Below are 24,447 nucleotides of genomic sequence, written 5' to 3'. Positions count from 1 at the left end.
TATCTTCAAATTATTATCTATACGTATATAAATAAGATATGTATCTGTATTTTCCCTCTTTTTCGTATAATATTTCCTTATAAAAAAAGATAAGCACTATAGGCTTACCTTTTCTTTCCCTTTTATATCGTTGCCACTGGCTGGAATATGACCAGATTTTTCAACTTTTGTAGCTAAATAATTTTCATTGTATTCAGAGATATCTCCCCAAAGTGGGATATGAGTGTCGGCTAAGAGACCATACTCTCTAAGTGCAGCCAATTTTTTGGGATTATTCGTAATTAAGGTTACTGGATTACTCCGTAACTCTGTAAGCACCCGGATAGCATCCTCATAGGAACGGCTATCATCCTTAAATCCTAGTGCATGGTTTGCTTCAACCGTATCAAAGCCTTCTTGCTGTAAAATGTATGCGAGAGATTTTGAAAACAATCCAATTCCTCTGCCTTCATGATCTGCTAAATAAAATAGTGCCCCTCGACCATTCGAAACAATCATCCTCATTGATTCGCGAAGTTGGAAACCACAATCGCAGCGTTTGCTTCCAAAAATATCACCACTGTGACAAATACTATGCATTCTAATTAGTGCATCGTTTCCGGTTTCAAAGTCCCCATACACAAGGACTGATGATTGTTGCATTGAAGCAAGAGAAGAATGTGATAAAGACTCCAACACTTCTTTCTCGTTTAATTTACCGTCCACTTTTAACCATGTATACCATTGAAATGTCACTACTTTATCATCTAATTGAACTGGCAGTTTTACTGGCCCAACTAAACAGATGTCCTGTTCCCCCGTTTTTTGAACCATTTTCATTTTATGTAATAGAAGGTCTTTTACCTTTTCTGATATCATTTCTATCTCCCTTTCCAAAAACCACTAACTATTTGAAAAATTTTATCATTGTTTTGAAAGTATAGTATGTTAGTTAAAGGGTGGTCAAGTAATTTACCTCTTTTGACTGAAGTCCATCACTTCGAAATTTGGTAGGATGTTACAATTTGCGCGGCATATTCCCCACTGCATAGAGTTAAAGCCTCTAGCGCGAGTCTCGATTTAGTAAATGAAAGATACCTACAAAGACTATGAAGGTTATGTCCTGTGTCTCTCAAGTTGAAATACACATTCTGTTCCTACCCAAACAACGCCACAGGAACGAGTAACCCTCATAATCATGACCTATAATTTTTCAGCATGATAGCCTAATTTCTTAAGGAGACCCATCATCTCTTCTTTTTCAGAGTCTGTTAACGCACCCATGATTTCTTCAATTGCTTGCTGATGTTTAGGAAAAATTTCATCCATGAATTCCTTTCCCTCATCAGTAATAGATGCCCATGTAACTCGTCTATCCTTTGGGCAAGGGTTTCGAACAAGGAAATTCTTTTTCTCTAATTTATCTACAACATATGTGATACTTCCGCTTGATAACAAAACCTTCTTGCCTATATGTTGAATCGGTTGGTCTCCTTTATGATAAAGCAGCTCCAACACTGCAAATTCTGTTAAGTTTAATCCATATCCCTTAACGTCCTCTTCTACCCGCTCATTTACTGATCGAAAAGCCCTAGATAGTATTACAAAAAATTTTAGGGAGAGGTTAGGAACGTTGATTGCTTCATTCGTTTCCATACTATCCATCCTTTTTCATTATCTTGAATTCAAGATAATTTTACTAGATTTGCCTGCTAGTTGTCAACCTTTTCATTAAGCCTTTTGTCCTATTAACTTCTTGCCGTTTCCGTATATCGGTAAAGTACATTACCACCGTGTTGTGCAATTCCACGAAAATGCTTGAAATCTTCCCTTTTAACTAATGTATTTCGAAATTCAAGAAACTGTTCTTTCTTTACTAAGTACTCACTTAATTCGCCATCTCGCAACTTATTTAATACTTCATTTACAAATTGTTCATTCATTCTATACACCTCTTGTTAAATTATAGTAGTTCAGAAATGAAGAAACAAGGCAGATACCCATTTATAGTAAGATTCCACACATTATGTTTGTGTAGGCATATGATAAGGTGGAAATGTCTAATAGGCATTATTCACTAGAGGAAACGAAAAAATCATTCATATTAAGCTGTGATTTTCTGTTGATCTGTAATGCTACTAACTTTGTTTATGATTTGTTGACTTATTTATAAGAGAGGTGGATTCTATGAAAAATCCAATGTTTATGAACCCAAATATGTATGGCGGGCAACCCGGAATGGCTAATCCTTACATGCAACAAGAAGTAGGATACGGACCTGGTTATGGTCCTGAAGAAATGACACAAGGAATGAATTTCCCACAAATGCAAATGGGATACCCAATGGGTCCTACCCAAAATATGGCTGGCCATATGATGGACAATGATTGTGGATGTGGCGAGGATCACCATGAAGGTCCTGCTATGCCTGCTGGAGTAAATCCTTATGGACCAGCAGTTTCACCAAGTATGATGGGTGGATTTGGCCCCCATGGTCCCGGGTGTGGATGTGGGCAACAGCAAGGACCAATGGCTGCACCTATGACAGGTGGCTTTGGTCCACAAGGTCCTAGCCCTGGTATGATGGGCGGGTTCGGCCCACAAGGTCCTAATCCCGGTATGATGGGCGGGTTCGGCCCACAAGGTCCTGCTCCCGGTATGATGGGAGGGTTCGGCCCACAAGGTCCTAATCCCGGTATGATGAGTGGCGGGTTTGGTCCACATGGTCCTGGCTGTACTTGCGGCCAACCTCACGGACAAATGGGAGGCTTTGGCCCTCAAGGTCCTGGTTTGCCTCAACAAGGTCCAGGTTTTGGATTTGGCCCCGGAAACCAAGGTAGATAAGGTCTAACGTAGATAAAGGAAAGCTCGGATTTCAAACTGAAACTCCGAGCTTTTTTAAAATCTGCGTGTACGTTAGTGCTGCCAATCTCCTTTACTTCGTCAGCCACCTTTGAAATTGACTAAACTGTGCAGCAGCATCCTGGTAACCAAGCTCATACAATTTTGATAACTTTACAGGATTTCTTTCTACACGCCCTACCTCTAAAGGTTCTGTGGGACTGAAAACGAAAACCCTACCTGCCTTCTCTTCTTTTTCAATATAAGCAATCGTATCATTATAGCGCTTATAGCGCTCTTCCACCGCTTTAGCTAAATTTGGATATTCTCTATAAGAACGCCTAACCACCCACATCATATTTGATTTCTTTTTCAAATATCCTCGATTGCGAGTCAAGATCACTATATTTTTTAGATTGCCGTCCTTTTGTGCTTTTTCTAACGGGATAGGGTCAGTGATACCACCATCCAATAACTTTTTACCTTTAAATTCAATGATAGGCGCAACAAAAGGTAGAGAACTAGAAGCTCGGATCACCTTGAGTATATCGTTGCCGTAGTCCTCCTTTTTAAAATAAATCGGTTCGCCAGTTTCACAATCAGTCGCTCCCACTACAAATTCCTCTTTTGATTGGTAAAATGATTCATAGTCATACGGTACATGTTTATTCGGTATCTCATCAAAGATAAAATCCATCCCAAATAATTGTTTATGCCTCACAACATTACGAAACGATAAATAGTTTGGATGATTCACATAATCTATATTGACCGTACGATTTCTCCCCATTTGTCTTGATAGATAGGACGCAGCCATACATGCTCCTGCCGATACGCCAATTACATAAGGGAAATATAGCTTCTGTTCCATAAAATATTCGAGAATGCCCGCAGTATATACACCACGCATTCCTCCCCCTTCTAAAACCAATCCAACATCATTCACAAATTTTTCTCTCCCTTATTACAACTTATTTTATTACTATAAAAAATTTACTTGCGATTGTCACATGATTTACAAAAAATAAATATAATTTTCTATAAATTACTTTACGTATATACAAAAGTAAGGCAAAATATAAAAAAATGGTTTTTTTGTAAATTAAAGCGCTTCATGAAATTCATTTGAAGTATCATAGAGTGCTATGGAGGGTGACAATATGAAAATTGCTGAAATTGGAGATATCATTGAGTTCAAAGAAGGTCTTAAGGGCGTAGTTGAAAAAGTAAATGAAAATTCGGTTATTGTTGATTTAACATATATGGATAATTATAGAGATCTAGATTTAGAGAGTAGAACTGTCGTGAATCATAAAAATTACAAAATTGTAAACGCTGTCTAAACGGTAACGGAGCTGATCTTATCTGATCAACTCCGTTTTACTATGCACCCAAAGATTTATCTTTTGTAAATTTGGGCTGAAAGGATGTTAAGAATTTTGTTTTTGATAAGGAATAGATAAGCAATGCCACCCAGATACAGATGAATGTTAGTAAATGAACCTTCGTAAAATGCTCGTGAAATAGAAATACCCCTAGTATGAGACTTATTGTCGGTGCTATATATTGAAGGATTCCTATCATCGAAAGTGGGATTCTATTGGCACCTGCTGCAAACCATAGTAAGGGCAATGCTGTTGCTACCCCTGCTCCCATTAATAATAGCTTCACATCAAAAGTAGCCCCCACAAAGGAACCTTCTCCTCCTTGAAAAAGGAAAGTCAAATAGATAAGTGCAAGTGGCGCAACGACCATTGTTTCCATCGCTAGACCAACTAATGAATCAAACTTTGCAAGTTTCTTTGTTAATCCATAGAATCCAAAGCTTAATGCTAGTGTGAAAGCAACCCATGGAAAGCTTCCATATTGCAAGGTCAAAATGAGAACACCCAAACCTGCTAAAGCAAAAGAAATTCCCTGCCAAAATAACAGACGTTCCTTAAGAACAAGTATGCCTAATAGAACGCTAATCAACGGATTGATATAATACCCCAAACTAGCCTCAATAATATGATCTGTATTAACTGCCCAAATATAAGTAACCCAATTGATACTGATCAAAAGTGACGATGCAATAACACCAATTACCTTTGTTTTATTTTTAACAGTATCCTTAAGGCTGGTTACCAACTGTTTTCCTTTATTCAATACAAGGATAATTCCAAGAACAAATAAAAGCGACCATACAATTCGATGAGCGAGGATTTCAACTGGGGGAATAGTATCGACAAGCTTCCAATAAAGAGGCAATACTCCCCACGCAACATAGGCGATAGCGGTGTATATAACCCCTATCTTATATTCTTTTGTGTCATCTTGATTCATGTTAATGATTCCCTCTTCCCATTCATAGATATCATTGTTCATTATATTTCGGTTCCCGATATTTCACAATGAAAATGAATTGGAAAATTTGTAAGCAGGGGGCTTCTTTAGGACATGCGGTACAGTTGAGTCCTTTGATTTTTTGAAAGTGGAACTTGACATGTGAGGGTGAGTGATTGAATTCTCCTAGAAGTTGGATTCTGATGGATTTCTATGTGGGATCGTGTTAGCTCAATCTCCTAGTATCTGGGGTGTTGTGGAGTTGTAAGAGACTTTGAACTTACTGAACCTCCTATTATCTGGGTTCTGGTGGCACTAACAGAGCCTTTAAGCTACCTCACTCTCCTAATATTTGGATTATCCTGGCACTAAAAGAGACGTTGAGCTACCTCATCCTCCTAATTTCTGGTGACTCTTGGCACTAAAAGAGGCTTTGGGCTACCTCATTTCCCTAATATCTGGGGGCTAGCGACTCTGAATAACGCTTTGTGCTATCTCAATCGACTCAGATCTGGGTCTCATGAAAGTGAAAGAGGAATTGACTGTCTCCCTCCCAATAAAAGGAAACTCTATTCCTTTAAGAAATCCCATATATCTAGACAATAAAGCACACCTCCTTTCGGTAATCCCAAATTGGAGAGTGTGCGGTAAGTAGTCCGTTACTAATTTATTCCTTTGCGTCTTTCCCCGCTTCTTCTGCGAGTTGTTCAAATGATTTTACTTTTCCGTGAGGATTTTGTGATTGCTTTCTTACATTCCATTGACGCTCTTGTTGACGCTTTGACTGAGTCATTCTACCCCTCCTTCTTTCCCAATCTCATATTTAGGATTAGTCGACCATGATTATTTATTCTAAAAAAATTTCAGTCATGATAAAATGACAGCGATACACTTTGAAAAGAGGACTATATCTTGAATAAAACATTTTATCTTCTATTAGTAGTAGTACATATTTTATTATTTGTAAGTTTCCAGTCCATGTTTCCATTTTGGGTTATGTTTACCGGTACCTTCTTGTTATTATCAATCGTAGCTATTCGGAACAGTAAGCTCTATCTGGACAACTTTTCTATTGAAAACACTATTGTAGCCATTTTTTCTGGTATTTTGATGTATGGGCTCTTTTACATTGGAAAAGTGGGCTCTGCTTTTCTATTTCCAGCACAATTAGCAGACGTTGTAGTTTTATATGAGAAGGTAAATCCAGTTCTGTCTTGGCACTTTGTCGCACTCTTTCTGATTATTATCCCAGGTGAGGAACTATTTTGGAGAGGTTATGTTCAGGGGAAAATCGAAGCCAAATGGAAGAATAAGATCACAGTTGTCGTCATATCTTCTCTTTTGTATACATCCGCCAATATTTATACGTTTAATCCGCTATTCTTACTTGCAACCTTTACAGGGGGTATCGTATGGGGAACACTCTATATATGGAAGAAAAACATCCTACTCACAATTCTTTCACATCTTGTGTTTAATTTATTTTTACTCATATTATTTCCACTCTTTTAATGTTAGTAGCAACTGACTAATTCACCGGTGGGTGTCACAGATATTCATTGGGGAATCAACCCGAAAAGATGAGCGTAAATCTGCCAACTCCATAAAAGGAAGGAGAGAATAAAATGAGGATACGTAGAAAAAGGAAATCGAAGGATGGTCGGTACACCCTTTCCGATTTCCTAACAGATGTTCTTTTTTCTTTGCCTGAGATCATATTTTTCCCCTTTCGTGTCCTTTTTCATATAATAAGGGGGTTCTTCAAAATATTTTTGATTTTTTTACTTAACTTTTATTGGCCTTGCTAGGAGTACTAATAATATCAAACTCATGTACCCATATAACGGATACAAGAAAGAGATAAGGGATCCATACCCTAATTGGCTAATAACGTAGGCAATTGATAATATCCCGGCTATGATTATAACTGATCGTACTTGGATGACATTTGTTATCTGTCTTTCTAGTCCAAATAAATTCCCTATAACTGATGTAAATATCTCTCCATATATTACTAAGATATACAGCCAATAAAAAGCAGGCATATAACTCTTCATTACTTCAGCCATTGGTATTTCAAAATTCTCTACATTAGGTAATGCTGACAAGGAAATATGGCTTGTTAATAGGATGAGACATAACGCACCACCACCAATAAAACCACCCCATCTTAGAACTTTTTCATCTTGCATTTCTTTTGCAAGTGGGACTAAAACTGGCATTGCCATTGTCAGATTAAACGCAGCATATAAAAATGGCGATATCAACCATCTATAGCTTTCTGTGCTTGTGTCGGTCATATAGAAGATATTGGTTTCATCTGTAAACATCACTTCTACCGCTAGTACAACACTAAAAAAAATCATAATCGGCACAACAAACATGTTTACACCAAATAAACCTTTTACACCGTACGTAAGGACAAAAATGGAAAGTCCAATCGTTACAAAGATTCCGAGCTGATACGATAGACCCAATTGCTCTTGAAACACAGCCCCTGCACCAGACAGCATTACAGAGGTTACCCCTATTAACACAAGTAACATCAGAATATTCACTATGAACCCTATCTTTTTACCAAATAAGTATTCATTAAATTCTTTATATGAATCAGCTTGAATCCGATTTGCGATAATCATGATCCTGGTTCCTAGCCAAATAAATAAGAAGCCACTAACCCCAATCCCTGCTAATCCAAAGACTCCATACTGTGTAAAAAACTCTACAATTTCTCTTCCAGTTGCAAAGCCTGCTCCTACGATTGTTCCTACATAGACAGCACCTATTTGAAATGCTGCTCCCCAATTCCCTCGCACAATAGCCACCTCATTATTCATCCTTATATTTGATGTATATGTGCAGGTCCCTTAAATAAGACGAGCTATTCTTTCGGAAAAAGATGAAGAAATTTCCAGTGCTTTTCTCTTGAAAGTCAAATTTGGTCAAAGTATACTATAGTCAAAGGTCAAAGTTGGTCAAACAACCACTAAGATCTTATAAACTGATTAAATCCGTGGAAACACGGTTTTTAAATATCAAATTAGTCAAAGTTAGTCAAATTATTAAGGAGGTATTTGTTTATGTTTTGTCAAGCATGTAATCAAAATGAAGCTACTGTTCAACTACACATTCAACTAAACCATGAAAAACGACAAATTCAGCTTTGCAGTGAGTGTTATGCGAAGGAGAAGAACAACATGAAAATACCTTCAGGAATGAATGGTTTCCCTAACTTCTCATTTGATGAATTGTTAAAAGGGTTTTCTGGTCAACAAATGGGAATGAATCAACAACAAACTCAAACGAAACACGGTGGAAATGGTGGAGGTCTACTTGACCAATTTGGTCGTAACCTCACTCAAATGGCAAAGGCTGGGCTGATTGATCCAGTTATCGGTCGTGATGATGAAATCCAGCGTGTAATTGAAATTTTGAATCGCCGAAATAAAAACAACCCTGTTCTAATTGGGGAGCCAGGTGTAGGGAAAACAGCGATTGCAGAAGGCTTAGCCCTACTAATTGCTGAAGGGAAAGCACCAAAAAAGCTATCAAATAAACAGGTTTACTTACTAGATGTCGCATCACTTGTAGCTAATACTGGTATTCGTGGTCAATTTGAAGAAAGAATGAAACAGCTTATTGCTGAACTTCAAAAACAAAAAAATATTATTTTATTTATAGATGAAATCCATTTATTAGTGGGTGCAGGATCTGCAGAGGGTTCAATGGACGCTGGTAACATCCTGAAACCAGCTCTTGCTCGTGGCGAACTCCAACTGGTAGGTGCAACAACATTAAAGGAATACCGTCACATTGAAAAAGATGCTGCACTTGAGCGTCGTTTCCAACCAGTAACTGTGGACGAACCAACAATTGAGGAAGCCATTCAAATTCTTGAGGGAATAAAATCAAAATATGAGGACTTCCATGGAGTGAAATATACTGATGACGCCATTCAAGCATGTGTAACCCTTTCACATCGTTATATTCAAGATCGTTTCTTACCGGATAAAGCCATCGACTTACTTGATGAAGCTGGATCAAAAATGAACTTACTTTCTGGTGGAACTAATTCAAAGGATATTGAGGAAGAGCTATCAAGAATAGCTTCGGAAAAAGAAAAAGCAGCTCAAGAGGAGAACTATGAATTGGCAGCAACACTAAGACATCAGGAAATTCTTCTTGAAAAACAATTAAATACTCCGGAAAAAAATGAAAATCACATTGTTGATGTAACAAATATTCAACACATCATTGAGAAGAAAACAGGTATTCCTGTTGGTAAGCTTCAAGAAAATGAACAACAAAAAATGAAGCATCTAGCTGGTAACCTCGCGAAGAAAGTAATTGGGCAAGAAGAAGCTGTTAACAAGGTTGCAAAAGCTGTCCGTCGCAGCCGTGCAGGACTCAAGGCAAAGAATCGACCAATTGGTTCCTTCCTCTTCGTCGGACCAACTGGTGTAGGTAAAACTGAATTAACGAAAACACTTGCCGAAGAACTATTCGGTTCTAAAGATGCCATGATTCGTTTAGATATGAGTGAATACATGGAGAAACACTCTGTATCTAAGATCATCGGTTCACCTCCGGGCTATGTAGGTCATGAAGAAGCAGGTCAACTAACTGAAAAAGTACGTAGAAATCCTTACAGCATCATTCTTCTAGATGAAATTGAAAAGGCACATCCAGATGTTCAACACATGTTCCTACAAATTTTAGAGGATGGTCGTCTCACAGATAGTCAAGGACGTACTGTAAGCTTCAAGGATACTGTAATCATCATGACAAGTAATGCTGGTGTTGGTGGTCCGAAAAAGATAACAGTAGGCTTTGAAAATTCTGAGACAGATGCATATAAGGAATCTTCTATTCTAGATTCATTAGGTTCCTTCTTCAAGCCTGAATTCTTAAACCGTTTTGACGGTATTATCGAATTCAAACAACTGGACAAAGAACATCTACTCCAAATCGTAGATCTTATGTTAGTTGAACTTGAAACAACTCTTGCAGAGCAAAACGTAACGATATCTGTTGACGATGCAGCAAAACAAAAATTATCCGAACTTGGCTACCATCCTGCATTTGGTGCACGTCCACTTCGCCGTGTTATCCAAGAACAGCTGGAAGACCAAATTACGGATGTCTTATTAGATAACGAAAACCAAACAAGCCTACAAGTAACAGTTGAAGAAAATAAGATTGTTGTTAAGTGAGACTAAAAGAGGTAAGCAGAGCAATGCATTTGCTCTGCTCAGACTGTTGACAAACGCTCGCATACTGCGTTGCTTGCCTCTCTCGTCCGCTCATGAAGGTAACTTCTATTCGCGTCTTCGATCGACTGCGCGCCTTGTCTGACAACCGTTTTCAAGACAGTCTGGGGAAAGTAATTTCTTTTTAGATATACTGTGAAAAATCGTGTAGACAAAGTCAGTACTGACTTTGTCTACACTCTGAGCAGAGCAATGAATTTGCTCTGCTTTTACTTTTTTTATCAACATGTTCATTTGAGATTCTTGCTCGACTTCCATTGTTACAAGAGCTTACACTTTTTTGCCCTAATATAGAAAGTCTCTACAACGATTTCGTTTTCAACTTATTTACCTCAATTGCTGTCTTTCTATTTGAGTAAAGACTATGGAGTACCATACCTCCTGCAATCAGTAGAAGTCCGATAAAGGAATACATGGTCGGAATCGGTTCGCTCAATAACAGTACCTCTCCAAGCATTACAAATATAATTTGAGTTGCTTGAGTCGCTTCAACTGCAGCCAGTTTAACCTGATCATGTTTGACCATCTCAGTTGCAAAAAAGAATAAAACCGTTGCAATAACCCCAGATGAAATGCCTACAATAAATGATTGCACCACTTGCCCCATACTCGGCAATCCTACAGTTGCATAACCTAGACCTGCAATAATAATCCACAACGGGGTACATGCAATTGTCATCCCAAGTACACGCTGAAAAGTATCAAAATTATTTTTACAATGCTCCATCATTTTCCGATTACCAAGAGGATAGGCAAACGCAGCAACCACAACAGGAAGAATACCTACAAGAAGCATTTCACTCCCTATCCCTCCCGTAGCCTCTTGAAGTTGAATCACAATAATACCAATAAAAATTAAGCTTGAAAAAATAAGTCCTTTAAACGGAATCGTTTCTCTTACCTTCTTTGGTCCATTCTCTGTTTCGACTGATTTATAAAAAAAAGGAACCACGAGTAAACCCGCTATGATGACGAATTGCCATGTACCTGCTACTAACCAACCTGGTCCTGAAGCAGCCGCAAACGTGAGAGGTCCATAAAATAAGCCAAACCCAATCGTACTCCAGGTAATCCATTTAAGTGGATGAGTTTTTAGTTCTTGTAACAGGCCCCTCATGTTGCCTCTTGCAAGTACGATTCCAACTAGAAAAGGAAGCATGAAAAAATAGCGGAGGGACGAACTCCATAGCCAGCTTCCACCTGATAAATCCATGGAACGATTTAAAATAAACGTCACTGCAAAAAACACAGAAGAAATAATGCCTATTATGATTGCCTTCATTTCCTTACTCCTTCCAGATCAGCCAGAACAACTCCCCATACCAAATTATTAGACCTTAAAACAATACACATCCTCATCAACAAAGCCCTTGATTATCTCGCCGGTCTTCTTAAATCCAGCCTGGGTATAAACATGAATAGCTGTCTTGTTATTCGGAATAACTGATAAGTAGATCTCATCACAATAAGGTAAGGTTCTTATCATTTCTGCAATAATTTCCTTCACGGCAGCCGTTCCATACCCTTTTCCTTGGTATTTATAATCGATCATAATCCTACATAGTTCATAGCGATTTCTCTCATTATCCAGACCATACATTGTAAAACCAATCAATTGGATTCCGTCATAGATTGCCTTAGTCTCCCAACCAGGTTGAACTTTTGCTTGGGCAAGTGAAAAAACATTTGATGCAATCCATTTTTCAAATAAAGCGAACTCTTTATCCTCTGATTTCAATTGAATCACAGACAATAAATTATCCATCGTTACATCACGTAAGATGATTTTTTTCACATTTACCCTACCTCCTTATACACAGTTGGTTTGGCAAATTCTAAATCAAATCCACCTGACAAAAGGTTTAAATATTCTAATAATTCATTTTACCATAAAGACTTGCTCTGCTTTCACTTTAAATCCTTCTTTTTTTAATAAAGAAATAAGAATTTTATATGATACCGAAATATTCACAGCTGTTCGAACTACCTCTATATCTGTTGGTCCATACACCTTATTAAGTAGAGCTTTTACCACATCTTCTTTTTCTAGAAGTAATGGATCTGCCTCACATTGCAATAGAATAATAGATTGAAGTTGTCCTTCCTCAGTAAATCTTCTTTTGTAAATGGCATAGCCAGCTACTTCACCTTTCTTATTTAAAGCTAAAACAGATTCACCATCACGCGCATTTTCCCACTGTGTCTGCCACGGAACCATTGCTGTATAAAACGGAACACGCGAGGCGTCAATTGGAATACCCGTAGTAAACGTAAACTCGTTACTCTCGGTTGTCCATGCACTTTTTGATTCATCTACATCGTGTTGTAGATGAATCAACTCATCAACAATTTTATAGCCAACTTTCTCGTATAAGGATATAGCTGGCCCATTTTCCTTTATAGCTTCAAGAGTAGCAACCTCAACACCCTCGTTTTCATAGATTGCTAGTACTGCTTCAATTAACTTCTTCCCAACACCTCTTCCACGATAGTCGGAGTCAATTCCTGTTCCACCGTTCCACGCTACCTTCTTACCGTTGATCAATCGTATACCATTCAAAATAATCCCCACTGGTCTTGTACCATCATATGCAACAACAGACAAGGTTGGCGAAAGCCCTTCCAAAATCATCCTTCTCGTAAAAAGGTCAACCGTTGTTGTCATAGTAAAATAGTACCCTTCAAATCCTTTATTCCAAGCAACTACAGCATCCTCTAGAGTACACTCGGATAATCGCTTTATTGTAATCATTTTTTTCTCCCTTCTCCTATTAAGAAGTAATTAGTTGATTAATTTAATCATATTTCAAGTATACCTTCAAGATTTTTTTGGAAGCATTACCATTTTTATGTTATTCGTGTACCAAACTCCTGTCATCTACCTTCGTTTCACCTCATATATATAATCTGAGGTGTATAACATGTCCATCATTTCCAGATTTTTTCTATTGTTCTCGTTTTTAATTCTATTTCTTAATGGTTCTTCTTTAGGTTTTATTTTCTTTAACGAAAGGTTTGGTACGTTATTTGGGTTTGGCTTTTTTATGTTTACGAGTTTAGTCGGAGCACTTTTTGCTTCCATCGCGGAGGAGCCTGGTACTACAAAGAGGTTTTATTGTAGGTACTGCTTATATGGTAACTTTATAGTGGTGTTATTTCCTTTCTATTATCAATTAGTTGGAGACTCTTTGGTTCCAATCCTGATTGATACACTACTTTAACAAATAAAAATAGGCCACAATAGCTTTGGGCTTGTGTGGCCTATGTTATTAGGCATCTTGGTCAGTCAAAATGAGTGGTCCATCTTGTGTAATTGCAAGTGTATGTTCATATTGTGCTGATAAACTGCCATCTACTGTACGTGCCGTCCACCCGTTTTTATCCATTTTGGATTGCCATTTTCCAACATTAATCATTGGTTCGATTGTAAAAACCATGCCTTCTTTTAAACGTAATCCCTTATTTGGTTGCCCGTAATGTAGAACTTGTGGTTCCTCATGCATGGTTGGTCCAATTCCATGTCCGATAAAATCACGAACAACTGAAAATCCTTCAGCTTCGGTATAAGATTGTATCGCATGACCAATATCACCTAGTCGATTACCGATGACAGCTTGCTCAATTCCTTTATACATCGCTGTTTTTGTAACATGAAGAAGTTTTTCAGCCTGCTCAGATAATTCGCCTACACCATATGACCATGCCGAATCTGCCAGTGCTCCGCCCAGGTTTACAACCATGTCAACTGTTACAATATCTCCATTTTTTAATGGTTCCTTACGTGGGAAACCGTGACATATTTCATCATTAATTGATGCGCATGTAGCATATTTATAGCCCTTATACCCTTTTTGTTCAGGTGTGGCTCCATTTTTCTTAATAAATTCTTCTGCGAAGCTATCAATTTCAAGGCTCGTCACTCCAGGTTGAATCATCTTGCGGATTTCCTTATGACATGCAGCTAATATTTGCCCCGCTTCTCGCATTAATTCAATTTCTCGTTTTGTCTTTAAGTGAATCATCAAAAAACACCCTCAATTTCAGTTTGTTAGTTCTATTATATCCTTATTGGCCGTTTTTTGCATAAACTATGGTTTAGTTTATCTCTCTTATGAGTAAATGGGTTCGGGTCCTCTTTTATTGTCGCAATATGCTGCCCACTCTTCCTGTTAGCACGTTTTACAATAATTGTTACAAGCCTCCCATTATTTGTTGAAACTTATAGAAATAGAAAAGGACTGTGGATTCGCCACAGCCCCAAACTATTATAATTGTTTATCGTCGACACTATTTAACCAAGCTTCAATTTCACCTACGACAGACTCGACTGTACCTTCTTCGAATGGAGAAAGTAGGTTTGCTTCCTTCACTAACTCGGTAAACGGCTTGCTTCCCCCTAGTTTACAAAGGTGAACGTAGTCCTTCCAAGCATCCTCGTGATTTTCTCTAGACTTCTTCCAGAATTGGAATGCACACACTTGTGCTAACGTGTAATCAATATAATAAAACGCTGTTGTATAAATATGGCTTTGACGTTGCCAGTAGCCACCCTGCTCCAAATATTCATTTCCATCATAATCTTTATTTGGAGTATATTTTTCTTCAATTTCTCTCCATACCTTATTACGCTCGGCAGGTGTCATATCAGGATTTTCATAGACAACATGCTGGAATTCATCAACAGATACTCCATAAGGTAGGAATAACAACGCCTCACTTAAGTGAGCAAATTTATATTTATCCGTATCCTCTTTGAAGAATAGTTCCATCCATGGCCATGTAAAGAACTCCATACTCATTGAATGGATTTCCGCAGCTTCATGTGTTGGCCAATTGTATTCAGGTACTTCATAATGTCTGCTTGAGTACACTTGGAATGCATGACCAGCCTCATGTGTTAGTACGTCGATATCCCCGGATGTTCCATTGAAATTTGAAAATATAAATGGTGATTGGTATTCACTTATATACGTACAATACCCACCGCCTGCTTTTCCTTTTTTCGCAACAAGATCCATTAAATTGTTATCATTCATAAAAGTAAAAAATTCATTTGTCTCTTCGGAAAGCTCCGCATACATCTTCTTTCCATTGTCAATGATCCACTCTGGATTTCCCTTTGGTACAGCATTACCGGATTTGAAACGGAAGGATTCATCGTAGTATTTTAAGCTATCTACTCCAATACGTTCTGCCTGGCGCTTCCGTAGTTTTACAGCTAAAGGCACGATATGTTCCTTCACTTGTTTTCGATAGTTTGCAACCATTTCTGGATTATAATCTGTTCGAGACATTCTTGCATATGCAAGCTCAACAAAGTTTTGATATCCTAACTTATGCGCAATCTTTGTACGTACTTTTACGAGTTGATCATAGATATCATCAAATTTTTCTTGATGTTCCTTAAAGAAAGCAAATCGAGCTTCATTCGCTCTTTTACGCAAATCTCGATCCGTATCTTCCGCAAAAGGCTGAAGTTGTGCTAACGTGCGTTCTTCTCCTTCGAACATGATTTTGGCAGAAGCCACAAGCTTTGTGTATTCAGATGTCAACTTATTTTCTACTTGCAAGTCCTCAACCACTTCTGGAGAGAACGTTTTCAACTGTGTCTCAGCAAAATCAAACAGCTGCTTTCCCCACTTACTTTCTAATTCAGTTCTAAATTTAGAATTCACAAGTGCGTCGTAATATTTTGTAATCAATCCCTGCACTAAGGGTTGTATTTCATCAAGATAATCTTGCTCTTGCTTGTAAAATTCGTCATTTGTATCAACGGTATGTCTGATATAGCAAATATTAAACGCTGTATCCACTTTACCTTGAATAGCAACAATTTCCTTCATTGCTAGATCCTGATCTGTCGGATTTCCTGCATTCTTAAATTTCTCGAGAGCTAGATTAAAAGTTTGCTCTACTTCGTCCATGTTTGGACGTACATACGTAAAATCATTAAAATTCATACGAGGTTCCCCTTTTCAAAAAGAAAATAGAATATGTATCTATTTCATTTTAAACCACTACTACATAATTTTTCCACTATGAATTCACCAATCGGCTCAGCGTTTTTTTTCGACCTTCTTATTGCAAGGCTTCTCGCAACATCACTACTGAATTTCACTCAACTTTCTATGCTAAACCCCTAATCAGGTAAGGTTTGAACCTACTCGCTTTGTAAAGAGCTAGTTTTCAGTTTGAATGATAATGATACATCATTACGAAATAATAAGATTTTAATCGCCATAAATTGATAGGATTTGCTAAATAATCTAGTAAATTTGTCGATAAAAATAGTAGAATCTAAAGATAGATAAAAATTGAAGGACTCATTTTCCTTACTACTCTATTTATTAACGTATGAAAGCATAGGTGATTCAAATTGGATAAATCGTCATTAATAGGTGTACTACTTGGTCTAATCGCTGTATTTGTTGGAATGGTGTTAAAAGGTGTATCTCTTTCAGCATTGATAAATCCCGCTGCCTTTTTAATCATTATCCTAGGAACGATTGGAGCGGTAACAATTGCATTTCCATCAAGTGAATTAAAAAGAGTGCCCCAACTATTTGGAGTTCTTTTTAAGGAAAAAAAGATGCTCTCCGTTGAAGAGTTGATTCCGATGTTTTCAGATTGGGCAACAGTTGCTCGTAAAGAGGGATTATTGGCACTCGAAGTAAAAGTTAATGAAGTTGAAGATCCATTTTTACGAAATGGACTAAGCATGGCTGTTGATGGACAAAGTGCTGAATTTATCCGAGATGTGATGAACGAGGAAATTGAAGCAATGGAAGAACGTCACTTAACTGGTGCCTCTATCTTTTCTCAAGCAGGAACATACGCACCAACCTTAGGTGTATTGGGAGCGGTTGTAGGTCTTGTCGCTGCATTAAGTCATATGGACAATACAGATGAATTAGGAAAAGCGATTTCAGCTGCGTTCATTGCTACATTATTGGGGATATTCACAGGGTATGTTTTATGGCATCCGTTCGCAAATAAATTAAAACGTAAATCAAAGCAGGAAATCAAACTTAAAGAAGTTATGATTGAAGGTGTTTTATCCGTACTTGAAGGACAATCTCCACGGGCAATCGAACAAAAGCTTTCTATGTATCTATCGAATAAAGACCGCCAGAAGGTTTTGACTGAGGGTGAAACAATAGATGGCTAGAAAAAAGAGAAAACAGCATCATGAAGAACATGTGGATGAATCATGGTTGGTTCCATATGCAGATATTTTAACATTGTTACTGGCTCTGTTTATTGTATTGTTTGCTGCTAGTAGTGTAGATGCTCAGAAATTCCAGCAACTTGCGAGTTCGTTTAATAACGTATTTAATGGTGGAAGCTCTTTTCTAGAATATGAGAGCCCCGAACCAGTTGAAATTAAGCAAACAGCAATTGACACAGAAAAAGAAAAAAAGGAACAAGAGCAAGAGGAACTAAAGGAATTACAAGAAAAAATCAATGGGTACATCGAACAGAAAGGCTTAGACTTAAGCCTTCAAACGCGCCTCACAGACGAGGGCTTACATGTCACGATTCAGGATGGTGCTTTCTTTAATCCAGCAAGTGCTGATGTACGTCCTGAAGATATACAGATTGCGAAAGAGATTTCAGATCTATTAGTTATGAATCCACCCCGCAACATCATTGTAAGTGGACACACGGATACAGTTCCTATCAACAATCATGAATTTAAAAGCAATTGGCATTTAAGTGTGATGCGATCCATTAATTTTATGAGTATATTATTAGAAAATGATAAGCTTGACCCGAGTCGTTTTAGTGCTCGTGGACTAGGTGAATATGAACCTGTTGCTTCAAATGATACTCCCGAGGGGAGAAAACTCAATCGACGAGTTGAAATACTGATCCTTCCCAATGGGGTACAGCAATAATGAGAAAAGTGCGATTCACCGTTTATCTGCGACAACTATAAGACAAGGGTTGACGGAAGGCGACTTTTTCCATTTTAGCATTTGTCAAGTCCTCAGAGCCAATGACTTCTAGAGCTAGATAGTCACTGAAAAAACAAGCCCACGGAACTAAATTCCGTGGGCTTTCTATATTCTGCTATTCACCAAATTACCTTCCAGTTCTCATCTATGGTAGCATCAATCGTTCCTCTTTCAAGGATATAATTTGCAATTAGTTCTGACATATCTAATGGAATATCTTTTACGACTGGTTTATCCTTAAACATATAATATTCTCCACCACCACCGGCACGGTAATTGTTCATCACAACTTCATATTGACCATCAAGTTGAACAGATTCCCCTTCAAACATTAAATGAACAACACGTTCCCCTATTGGTTTGGAGATATCAAAAATATATTCAATTCCTTCCCACATATCGTAATTGTAGTGCTGTGGCTTTGGCTTTTTAAATGCAGGGTTGACCGCAACCTTACCATTTTCTACGATGAAATAACTGGCACTTCTTTCAAGTGCTTCCCTTATATCCTTACCACTAATTCTCACAACTGTTAATGTGTTTGGATAGATATAATTAGAAACGACATCTCTCATTGTAATATTGGAAGGGAAGCCTTTTGTCACATTATTAAAAAGCGCTGTATTCGAAATCTTAACCTTTGCAACTTCCATTTGTACCTTATTAATGAACTCTACAAGCGGATTATCTTTCAAACGCGCTTCCAGCGGATCATCAATCATCATATTTCCATTCACCGTTCCAATCGGTTTATCTAACCACTCCTGCGTCTCACGTTCATATTCTTCAATTAAAGCAAGAGAACTTTTATCTACTTGAACGCCTTCTACCGAGATCAACTCAGGCTTTGATTGGACAATCTTCCAGCTATTTTCATCTTTAGAAATAGTAAGTGTAACCTTACCAATTGCCAGACCATTAAAGCTTGGTTGAATAATTGGAACTCCATTCACTTTTTCTGCTAATGAACGATGTTGGTGACCTGTCAACAGTAGATCAATACCCTCAATCTCTTTGCAAATCCGGTACCCTTGATTTTCACCTGTTGGCTTTTCAGTTGGGTTTCCGGTTTCAAGGTCTGCCTCAAAGCCACCATGGTAAGAGACAACCATGATATCAGGCTTCTCCTCGTTCCTTATTTTTTCTACCCATATTTTTGTTGTTTCATATGCATCTTCAAAGATTAAATCCTTAATATGCTCTGGATTCTCCCAATTTGGGATATAGTGTGTGGTCACCCCGAGAATAGCTACTTTAATCCCTTCTTCAAGCTCAGTTACAATATATGGCTTGCCGATAAATGGGTTTCGATTTTCATTTATAATATTAGCTGAGAGCCATGGAAAATTTGATTGTTGTATGGCTTGCTGTAACACTTGCATGCCATAATTGAATTCATGGTTACCAATTACAGCGGCATCATAGTCTAAGTTATTGAGAAGTTTGATCATGGGGTTTATCTTTTGACTTTTAGAACGGATAAAATGATATGTCAAGGGTGTTCCTTGGATAAGGTCCCCATTATCAATAACGATTGTGTTCTTATTTCGGCTTCGCTCCTGCTTGATAACAGTCGCAATCTTTGCAAGACCCAGTTCTGAAGATTCATTACTGCCATAATTAATTGGACAAATATTTCCATGAACATCGCTTGTTTCAAGAATAGTAATTGAAATTGATTTCATCATTGTACCTCTTTTATACTTGGTCAATTTTAGTATACACAATTTCATTTGCTAGAGTTAAACTTCTGAGAAAATATTTAGTAAAATAGATTATTCTCCCTTACCAATTTGGTATAATGTTGCTACTAGATAGTAGTTAGGGGAATTTCTTTGAAAATTGAGTCTCACATCACTAGGAACATATTTGTTTATGTTTTAATCGTTATTTTACCTACGATAATAGGAAGTATTGTCTTTACGAAGTACCAATATGAAGCATCTATAAGAAAACAAACTGCCAAAACTCAAGAAGTGGTCACCTTCCAAAAAAACTATCTCGATAGATTCATTGGTGAAGCAATCGCTACCACTGAAACCCTAGGTATTGTTTTAGAAAATAAAAATAGTAATGAAGAGATCGAGAACATATTATCATCCATTCAAAAAAAAGATGACCGTTTTTCCGGTCTATATTGGGCTAATCCAGATGGGGATTTACTAGAATCCTCACTCGATGTAAAAAAAGGTGTTAATATTTCCCATCGTGAATATTTTCAGCAATCGCTTAACACGATGGGTACTGTTATTTCACCTGCTCATTATGGCAGTGTAACGGATAGATATATTGTTACAATTGCTACACCCGTCTTACACTTGGACGAAATCGAAGGTGTATTGCTCCTAAGTCTCCGATTAGATTATTTAGAGAATGTTATAAGAGTACTATCTCCAGATGGGATTTTAAGAGTGGTGGACACAAATGGTCAAGTATTACTTACGACAAAACGAGACTTTGATTCAGTTGATTCTGACATAATTAGAACAGAGCTTACTAATGTAAATTGGATGATAGAAGCTAGGCCAGGTATCACGTTAGCCTTTAACGATGTTTTTATCATAAACTCTGTCATTTTTACTATTCTTCTATTAATTTTTACTCATATTCTTTTTCTGTTTGGAAAATATATTCTGCTAAAGCGCCAAGCAAAACGGGATAGAGAGGAAAATGAGCATCAAAAATTAGAATTAGTTGGAACTCTTGCAGCGAGTACAGCCCATGAAATAAAAAATCCTTTAACCGGAGTAAAAGGACTCATTCAATTGTTAAGCGAAAAACATAGAGATACCAGCGATCAATTTTATTTTTCCGTTATTCAACAAGAGATTACGAGAATAAATGATATAGTTAATGAATTCTTAGTACTTGGAAAACCAACAGCTGAAAAACGAAACATCCATAATGTAAGTGAAATCGCAAAAGAAGTAATGCCTATTATCCAATCTGAATCAAATCTATATAATATCGAATTTGACTTTCAGGTATCTGAGAATCCCTTACTTATAATGTGTTCAAAGGATACAATCAAACAGGTTGTGTTAAACCTATCCAAGAACGCAATTGAATCGATGCAAACTAAAGGAGGAAAATTAACAATTTCCTTACAAAAAGAACACGCCAATTGTTTGCTTACCATTTCGGATACCGGTGTTGGCATCTCAGAACAAATAATAACTAAGGTGTATAATCCATTTTTCACAAATAAAGATACAGGAACTGGCCTAGGCCTCGCTATCTGTAAAAGAATTGTAGACATGTATAACGGAACAATTCATATTGTTAGTAAAGAAGGAGAAGGTACAACTGTAAAAGTACGTTTTCCACTCCATATTGATACATCATCCTAAAAAAACAAACCCATACATGATGGGTTTGTTTTTTATAATAGATACTTATATAGTTAGTATCTCTTCCATTCTCTTAATCTCTTCAAAGCCAAGTACTAGATCAGAGGCCCGTGCATTTGCCTCAATCTGCTCAGGATTTGTCGCACCAACAAGTGTGCTCGCAATATTATGCTGTCGTAATATCCAGGAAAGCGCGAGTTCAGGTAGGGTAACATCGAGTTCCTTTGCAAATTCCTCAAGTCGGTCTAGCTTCGTTGAAACAATTCCATTGATAATATTCTTCACCCAAGAATTCACCTGTGAATTTGCTCCCCTACTTCCGCTCGGTATTCCTCCTCTGTATTTCCCTGTTAACACTCCTTGAGCAAGTGGAGAATATACAACCTGTGAAATTCCATTTTTTTCACAGACAGGAATAATTTCATCTTCTATATCTCGATGGAGCATATTGTACTCTGGCTGATTTACAATTATGCGATCTAACAGATATTTGTCCGCAATTGCCACAGCTTCTTGAATTTGAGCAGCTGACCACTCACTTACACCTGCATAAAGGATTTTCCCCTGTCGAATTAAATCGTCGATTGCCCTGAGTGTTTCATCAACGGGGGTATCATGGTCATAACGATGACAATAAAACACATCGACGTACTCCAAATCCATCCGTTTTAGGCTTGCATGAACCTGTTCCATAATATGCTTTCTGGACAAACCTCTGTCATTTGGGCCATCACCCATAGGGCCAAATGCTTTAGTTGTAATACAATAGGATTCACGAGGAAATTCTTTTAATGCACTCGCTAAAATCCGCTCACCTTCTCCTCTTTCATACACATTTGCCGAATCAAAAAAATTTATTCCAAGTTCATACGCTTTATGAACCGTTTTTGTCGCCATATTCTCATCTACTGTTTTTCCAAAAGTTAGCCAACTCCCTAAACTGATCTCACTAACTTTAAGACCTGAACGTCCCAATCTTCTATATTTCATGTCAAGCCTCCTCATTTTTAAGTACGTAATGTCACTTTAAATTTATCAGAAATTTCAAACAAGGTAAAGCTAAACTCAAGCTAATGTATAACCATTATTTAATTTTAAATAATATTATTTTGTTGAATTTTCACTTTACAAATATGAAAAAAAGGTTTTTCATAGAATAAAGGAATCGTATCCGCGTTAACGGATCCGCTCCTAGTTTTTTTCGGGATAGCCCGATCGATGCCTATAAAATCATGGGGCTTCAAAGTAGGATTACCTTTATTCAGCAGGTTTACCGCCACTGAATACGATACCTTTTAACATGTATCCTATAATAAAGTGGATACGATGCTGAATAAAGTTACTATATCTTCAAAAGGAAGGTAACAAAGGGGAATGAAACAATATGCTCGCAGCGAAAACACAGGCTAACACTTCAGAAATCGATGAGCGAAAAACACTTTACGGGATACTATTTATCATTGGATTTTGCCACATGCTTAACGATTCCATACAGGCCATTATCCCAGCCATGTTTCCCATTTTAGAACGTTCAATGGGTTTAACATTTACACAGCTTGGACTAATATCTTTTGCCTTACAGATTGTAGCTTCTGTTGCACAACCTGTTGTTGGATGGTATACAGATAAAAAGCCAATGCCGTTCGCTCTGCCAATTGCGTTAACTTTTACATTTTGTGGAGTGATTGGATTATCATTTGCGCCAAATTTCACAACAATTATCCTGTCGGTCCTACTAATTGGCGTTGGTTCTGCTGTCTTTCACCCTGAAGGTTCTAGGGTGGCGTATATGGCTGCAGGAAATAGACGTGGGCTTGCACAATCCATTTATCAGGTTGGTGGAAACTCAGGTCAAGCACTTGCACCCGTAATTACCGCATTAATTCTTGTTCCATTAGGACAATTTGGGGCGATTTGGTTCTCATTAGTGGCAGCACTAGCAGTTGGCTTACTTTTTTATATTGCCCGCTGGTATTCTAAAACACTACATACAATGGCCATCCAAAAGAAAGTTAAGAAAGCCGTATCAAATGCTTCGAGAAACACGAAAGCTATTAAGATGGCATTAGTCATCCTCGTTTTATTCGTATTTGCTCGTACATGGTATATGACTAGTATCACTAGCTTCTATTCGTTTTATGTTATTGAAAAATACCAATATACCATTTCACAATCTCAGATTTATATTTTCTTATTCTTGGCAACAGGTGCACTAGGCACATTCTTCGGAGGACCATTAGCCGATAAATTCGGTAAAAGGAATGTTATCATCGTCTCCTTGTTAGGAACCGCTCCGTTAGCCTTAATTTTACCTTTTGTTGGGCCACATATAGCCATCGTACTCGTAACAGTTACTGGTTTTATCCTGTTATCAAGTTTTTCCGTTACGGTTGTCTATGCACAAGAATTGATGCCTGGAAAAATCGGAATGGTATCTGGTTTGATTGTTGGGTTGGCTTTCGGGATGGGTGCTATCGGTGGAGTAGCCATTGGAGCTATCATTGATGCTATTGGATTGTCAACTACAATTATCGCATTGGGCTTCTTGCCACTCCTTGGATTCATGGCATTCTTACTACCTACTGATCAAAAGCTAGATGAATGGAATCATGCATAATTCATTTTTTATAGGGGCGCGTTGGCGTCCTTTTTTTGTTATTTTGTGAGTTGCCTAATATGAGTAGGACACTTGTGAGGTTAAGAGGTGGTTATTCTGGCAGCAAT

23 protein-coding genes are annotated in these 24,447 nt (G+C 37.7%); 9 read left to right on the top strand and 14 right to left on the bottom strand.

The window, feature by feature from the left end; all coding sequences use genetic code 11:
* Positions 1 to 96: 96 nt before the first annotated feature.
* From ACWNMY_RS17830 to ACWNMY_RS17820, 3 genes are all read right to left on the bottom strand, one after another.
* The gene (locus ACWNMY_RS17830) at positions 97 to 858 is read right to left on the bottom strand and encodes a GTP cyclohydrolase II (RefSeq protein ID WP_449539597.1); all 762 of its coding nucleotides are present in this window, start codon (positions 856 to 858) and stop codon (positions 97 to 99) included.
* Positions 859 to 1,182: 324 nt separating this feature from the next.
* On the bottom strand, positions 1,183 to 1,635 hold the full coding sequence (locus tag ACWNMY_RS17825) for a MarR family winged helix-turn-helix transcriptional regulator (RefSeq protein WP_449539596.1): 453 nt from the start codon (positions 1,633 to 1,635) through the stop codon (positions 1,183 to 1,185).
* A gap of 92 nt (positions 1,636 to 1,727) precedes the next feature.
* Positions 1,728 to 1,922: a hypothetical protein gene (locus tag ACWNMY_RS17820; protein WP_449539595.1), complete on the bottom strand. Its 195-nt coding sequence runs from the start codon at positions 1,920 to 1,922 to the stop codon at positions 1,728 to 1,730.
* A 244-nt stretch (positions 1,923 to 2,166) separates the two neighbouring features.
* On the opposite strand from ACWNMY_RS17820, the gene ACWNMY_RS17815 reads away from it, so the two are divergent.
* Positions 2,167 to 2,823: a hypothetical protein gene (locus tag ACWNMY_RS17815; protein ID WP_449539594.1), complete on the top strand. Its 657-nt coding sequence runs from the start codon at positions 2,167 to 2,169 to the stop codon at positions 2,821 to 2,823.
* A gap of 91 nt (positions 2,824 to 2,914) precedes the next feature.
* Here ACWNMY_RS17815 and ACWNMY_RS17810 read toward each other — a convergent pair whose 3' ends face one another.
* A complete protein-coding gene (locus ACWNMY_RS17810) occupies positions 2,915 to 3,766 on the bottom strand; it encodes a patatin-like phospholipase family protein (protein ID WP_449539593.1) in 852 nt (283 codons plus the stop codon).
* 214 nt (positions 3,767 to 3,980) lie between these two features.
* Here ACWNMY_RS17810 and ACWNMY_RS17805 point away from each other — a divergent pair, with 214 nt between their 5' ends.
* The gene (locus ACWNMY_RS17805; protein WP_449539592.1) at positions 3,981 to 4,163 is read left to right on the top strand and encodes a YkvS family protein; all 183 of its coding nucleotides are present in this window, start codon (positions 3,981 to 3,983) and stop codon (positions 4,161 to 4,163) included.
* A 40-nt stretch (positions 4,164 to 4,203) separates the two neighbouring features.
* Here ACWNMY_RS17805 and rarD read toward each other — a convergent pair whose 3' ends face one another.
* Both rarD and ACWNMY_RS17795 read right to left on the bottom strand, forming a co-directional pair.
* Positions 4,204 to 5,145: an EamA family transporter RarD gene (gene rarD / locus ACWNMY_RS17800; protein ID WP_449540483.1), complete on the bottom strand. Its 942-nt coding sequence runs from the start codon at positions 5,143 to 5,145 to the stop codon at positions 4,204 to 4,206.
* A gap of 667 nt (positions 5,146 to 5,812) precedes the next feature.
* The gene (locus tag ACWNMY_RS17795; RefSeq protein WP_449539591.1) at positions 5,813 to 5,938 is read right to left on the bottom strand and encodes a DUF6254 family protein; all 126 of its coding nucleotides are present in this window, start codon (positions 5,936 to 5,938) and stop codon (positions 5,813 to 5,815) included.
* Between the two features lie 119 nt (positions 5,939 to 6,057).
* Here ACWNMY_RS17795 and ACWNMY_RS17790 point away from each other — a divergent pair, with 119 nt between their 5' ends.
* The gene (locus ACWNMY_RS17790; RefSeq protein ID WP_449539590.1) at positions 6,058 to 6,657 is read left to right on the top strand and encodes a CPBP family intramembrane glutamic endopeptidase; all 600 of its coding nucleotides are present in this window, start codon (positions 6,058 to 6,060) and stop codon (positions 6,655 to 6,657) included.
* A 269-nt stretch (positions 6,658 to 6,926) separates the two neighbouring features.
* Here the strand turns inward: ACWNMY_RS17790 and ACWNMY_RS17785 are convergent, their stop codons facing one another.
* Positions 6,927 to 7,961 (bottom strand): YkvI family membrane protein, encoded by a 1,035-nt coding sequence (locus ACWNMY_RS17785; RefSeq protein ID WP_449540482.1) that lies wholly within the window; start codon positions 7,959 to 7,961, stop codon positions 6,927 to 6,929.
* 264 nt (positions 7,962 to 8,225) lie between these two features.
* Between ACWNMY_RS17785 and ACWNMY_RS17780 the strand changes: the two genes are divergently transcribed.
* Positions 8,226 to 10,358, top strand: a complete 2,133-nt coding sequence (locus ACWNMY_RS17780; RefSeq protein WP_449539589.1) for an AAA family ATPase — start codon at positions 8,226 to 8,228, stop codon at positions 10,356 to 10,358.
* A 358-nt stretch (positions 10,359 to 10,716) separates the two neighbouring features.
* On the opposite strand, the gene ACWNMY_RS17775 is transcribed toward ACWNMY_RS17780, so the two are convergent.
* From ACWNMY_RS17775 to ACWNMY_RS17765, 3 genes are all read right to left on the bottom strand, one after another.
* Entirely contained in the window at positions 10,717 to 11,697 is a 981-nt protein-coding gene (locus tag ACWNMY_RS17775) for a DMT family transporter (RefSeq protein WP_449539588.1), read from the bottom strand.
* Between the two features lie 48 nt (positions 11,698 to 11,745).
* Positions 11,746 to 12,210: a GNAT family N-acetyltransferase gene (locus ACWNMY_RS17770; protein WP_449539587.1), complete on the bottom strand. Its 465-nt coding sequence runs from the start codon at positions 12,208 to 12,210 to the stop codon at positions 11,746 to 11,748.
* A gap of 84 nt (positions 12,211 to 12,294) precedes the next feature.
* Complete coding sequence (locus tag ACWNMY_RS17765; protein ID WP_449539586.1) at positions 12,295 to 13,167, bottom strand: GNAT family N-acetyltransferase; 873 nt, start codon at positions 13,165 to 13,167, stop codon at positions 12,295 to 12,297.
* Between the two features lie 169 nt (positions 13,168 to 13,336).
* Between ACWNMY_RS17765 and ACWNMY_RS17760 the strand changes: the two genes are divergently transcribed.
* Positions 13,337 to 13,636 carry a hypothetical protein gene (locus ACWNMY_RS17760; RefSeq protein WP_449539585.1) on the top strand — a complete coding sequence of 100 codons (300 nt, stop codon included), beginning with the start codon at positions 13,337 to 13,339 and terminating at the stop codon, positions 13,634 to 13,636.
* 48 nt (positions 13,637 to 13,684) lie between these two features.
* On the opposite strand, the gene map is transcribed toward ACWNMY_RS17760, so the two are convergent.
* Positions 13,685 to 14,437 (bottom strand): type I methionyl aminopeptidase, encoded by a 753-nt coding sequence (gene map, locus ACWNMY_RS17755; protein WP_449539584.1) that lies wholly within the window; start codon positions 14,435 to 14,437, stop codon positions 13,685 to 13,687.
* A gap of 243 nt (positions 14,438 to 14,680) precedes the next feature.
* Positions 14,681 to 16,375 (bottom strand): M3 family oligoendopeptidase, encoded by a 1,695-nt coding sequence (locus ACWNMY_RS17750; protein WP_449539583.1) that lies wholly within the window; start codon positions 16,373 to 16,375, stop codon positions 14,681 to 14,683.
* Positions 16,376 to 16,791: 416 nt separating this feature from the next.
* On the opposite strand from ACWNMY_RS17750, the gene motA reads away from it, so the two are divergent.
* Together motA and motB are read left to right on the top strand one after the other, a co-directional pair.
* Positions 16,792 to 17,583 (top strand): flagellar motor stator protein MotA, encoded by a 792-nt coding sequence (motA, locus tag ACWNMY_RS17745; protein WP_449539582.1) that lies wholly within the window; start codon positions 16,792 to 16,794, stop codon positions 17,581 to 17,583.
* Positions 17,576 to 18,313, top strand: a complete 738-nt coding sequence (gene motB, locus ACWNMY_RS17740; RefSeq protein WP_449539581.1) for a flagellar motor protein MotB — start codon at positions 17,576 to 17,578, stop codon at positions 18,311 to 18,313. The genes motA and motB overlap by 8 nt, the downstream gene beginning before the upstream one ends.
* A 179-nt stretch (positions 18,314 to 18,492) precedes the next feature.
* Here motB and ACWNMY_RS17735 read toward each other — a convergent pair whose 3' ends face one another.
* On the bottom strand, positions 18,493 to 20,058 hold the full coding sequence (locus ACWNMY_RS17735) for a bifunctional metallophosphatase/5'-nucleotidase (RefSeq protein ID WP_449539580.1): 1,566 nt from the start codon (positions 20,056 to 20,058) through the stop codon (positions 18,493 to 18,495).
* 150 nt (positions 20,059 to 20,208) lie between these two features.
* Between ACWNMY_RS17735 and ACWNMY_RS17730 the strand changes: the two genes are divergently transcribed.
* Complete coding sequence (locus ACWNMY_RS17730; protein ID WP_449539579.1) at positions 20,209 to 21,723, top strand: ATP-binding protein; 1,515 nt, start codon at positions 20,209 to 20,211, stop codon at positions 21,721 to 21,723.
* A 45-nt stretch (positions 21,724 to 21,768) separates the two neighbouring features.
* Here the strand turns inward: ACWNMY_RS17730 and ACWNMY_RS17725 are convergent, their stop codons facing one another.
* Entirely contained in the window at positions 21,769 to 22,713 is a 945-nt protein-coding gene (locus ACWNMY_RS17725; RefSeq protein WP_449539578.1) for an aldo/keto reductase family protein, read from the bottom strand.
* A 394-nt stretch (positions 22,714 to 23,107) separates the two neighbouring features.
* On the opposite strand from ACWNMY_RS17725, the gene ACWNMY_RS17720 reads away from it, so the two are divergent.
* On the top strand, positions 23,108 to 24,340 hold the full coding sequence (locus ACWNMY_RS17720; RefSeq protein WP_449539577.1) for an MFS transporter: 1,233 nt from the start codon (positions 23,108 to 23,110) through the stop codon (positions 24,338 to 24,340).
* Positions 24,341 to 24,447: the final 107 nt, after the last annotated feature.

This window comes from Ferdinandcohnia sp. Marseille-Q9671 (assembly GCF_976954385.1).
Note: the sequence above shows the minus strand (reverse complement) of the source record. Positions and strands in the feature narration are given on the sequence as shown.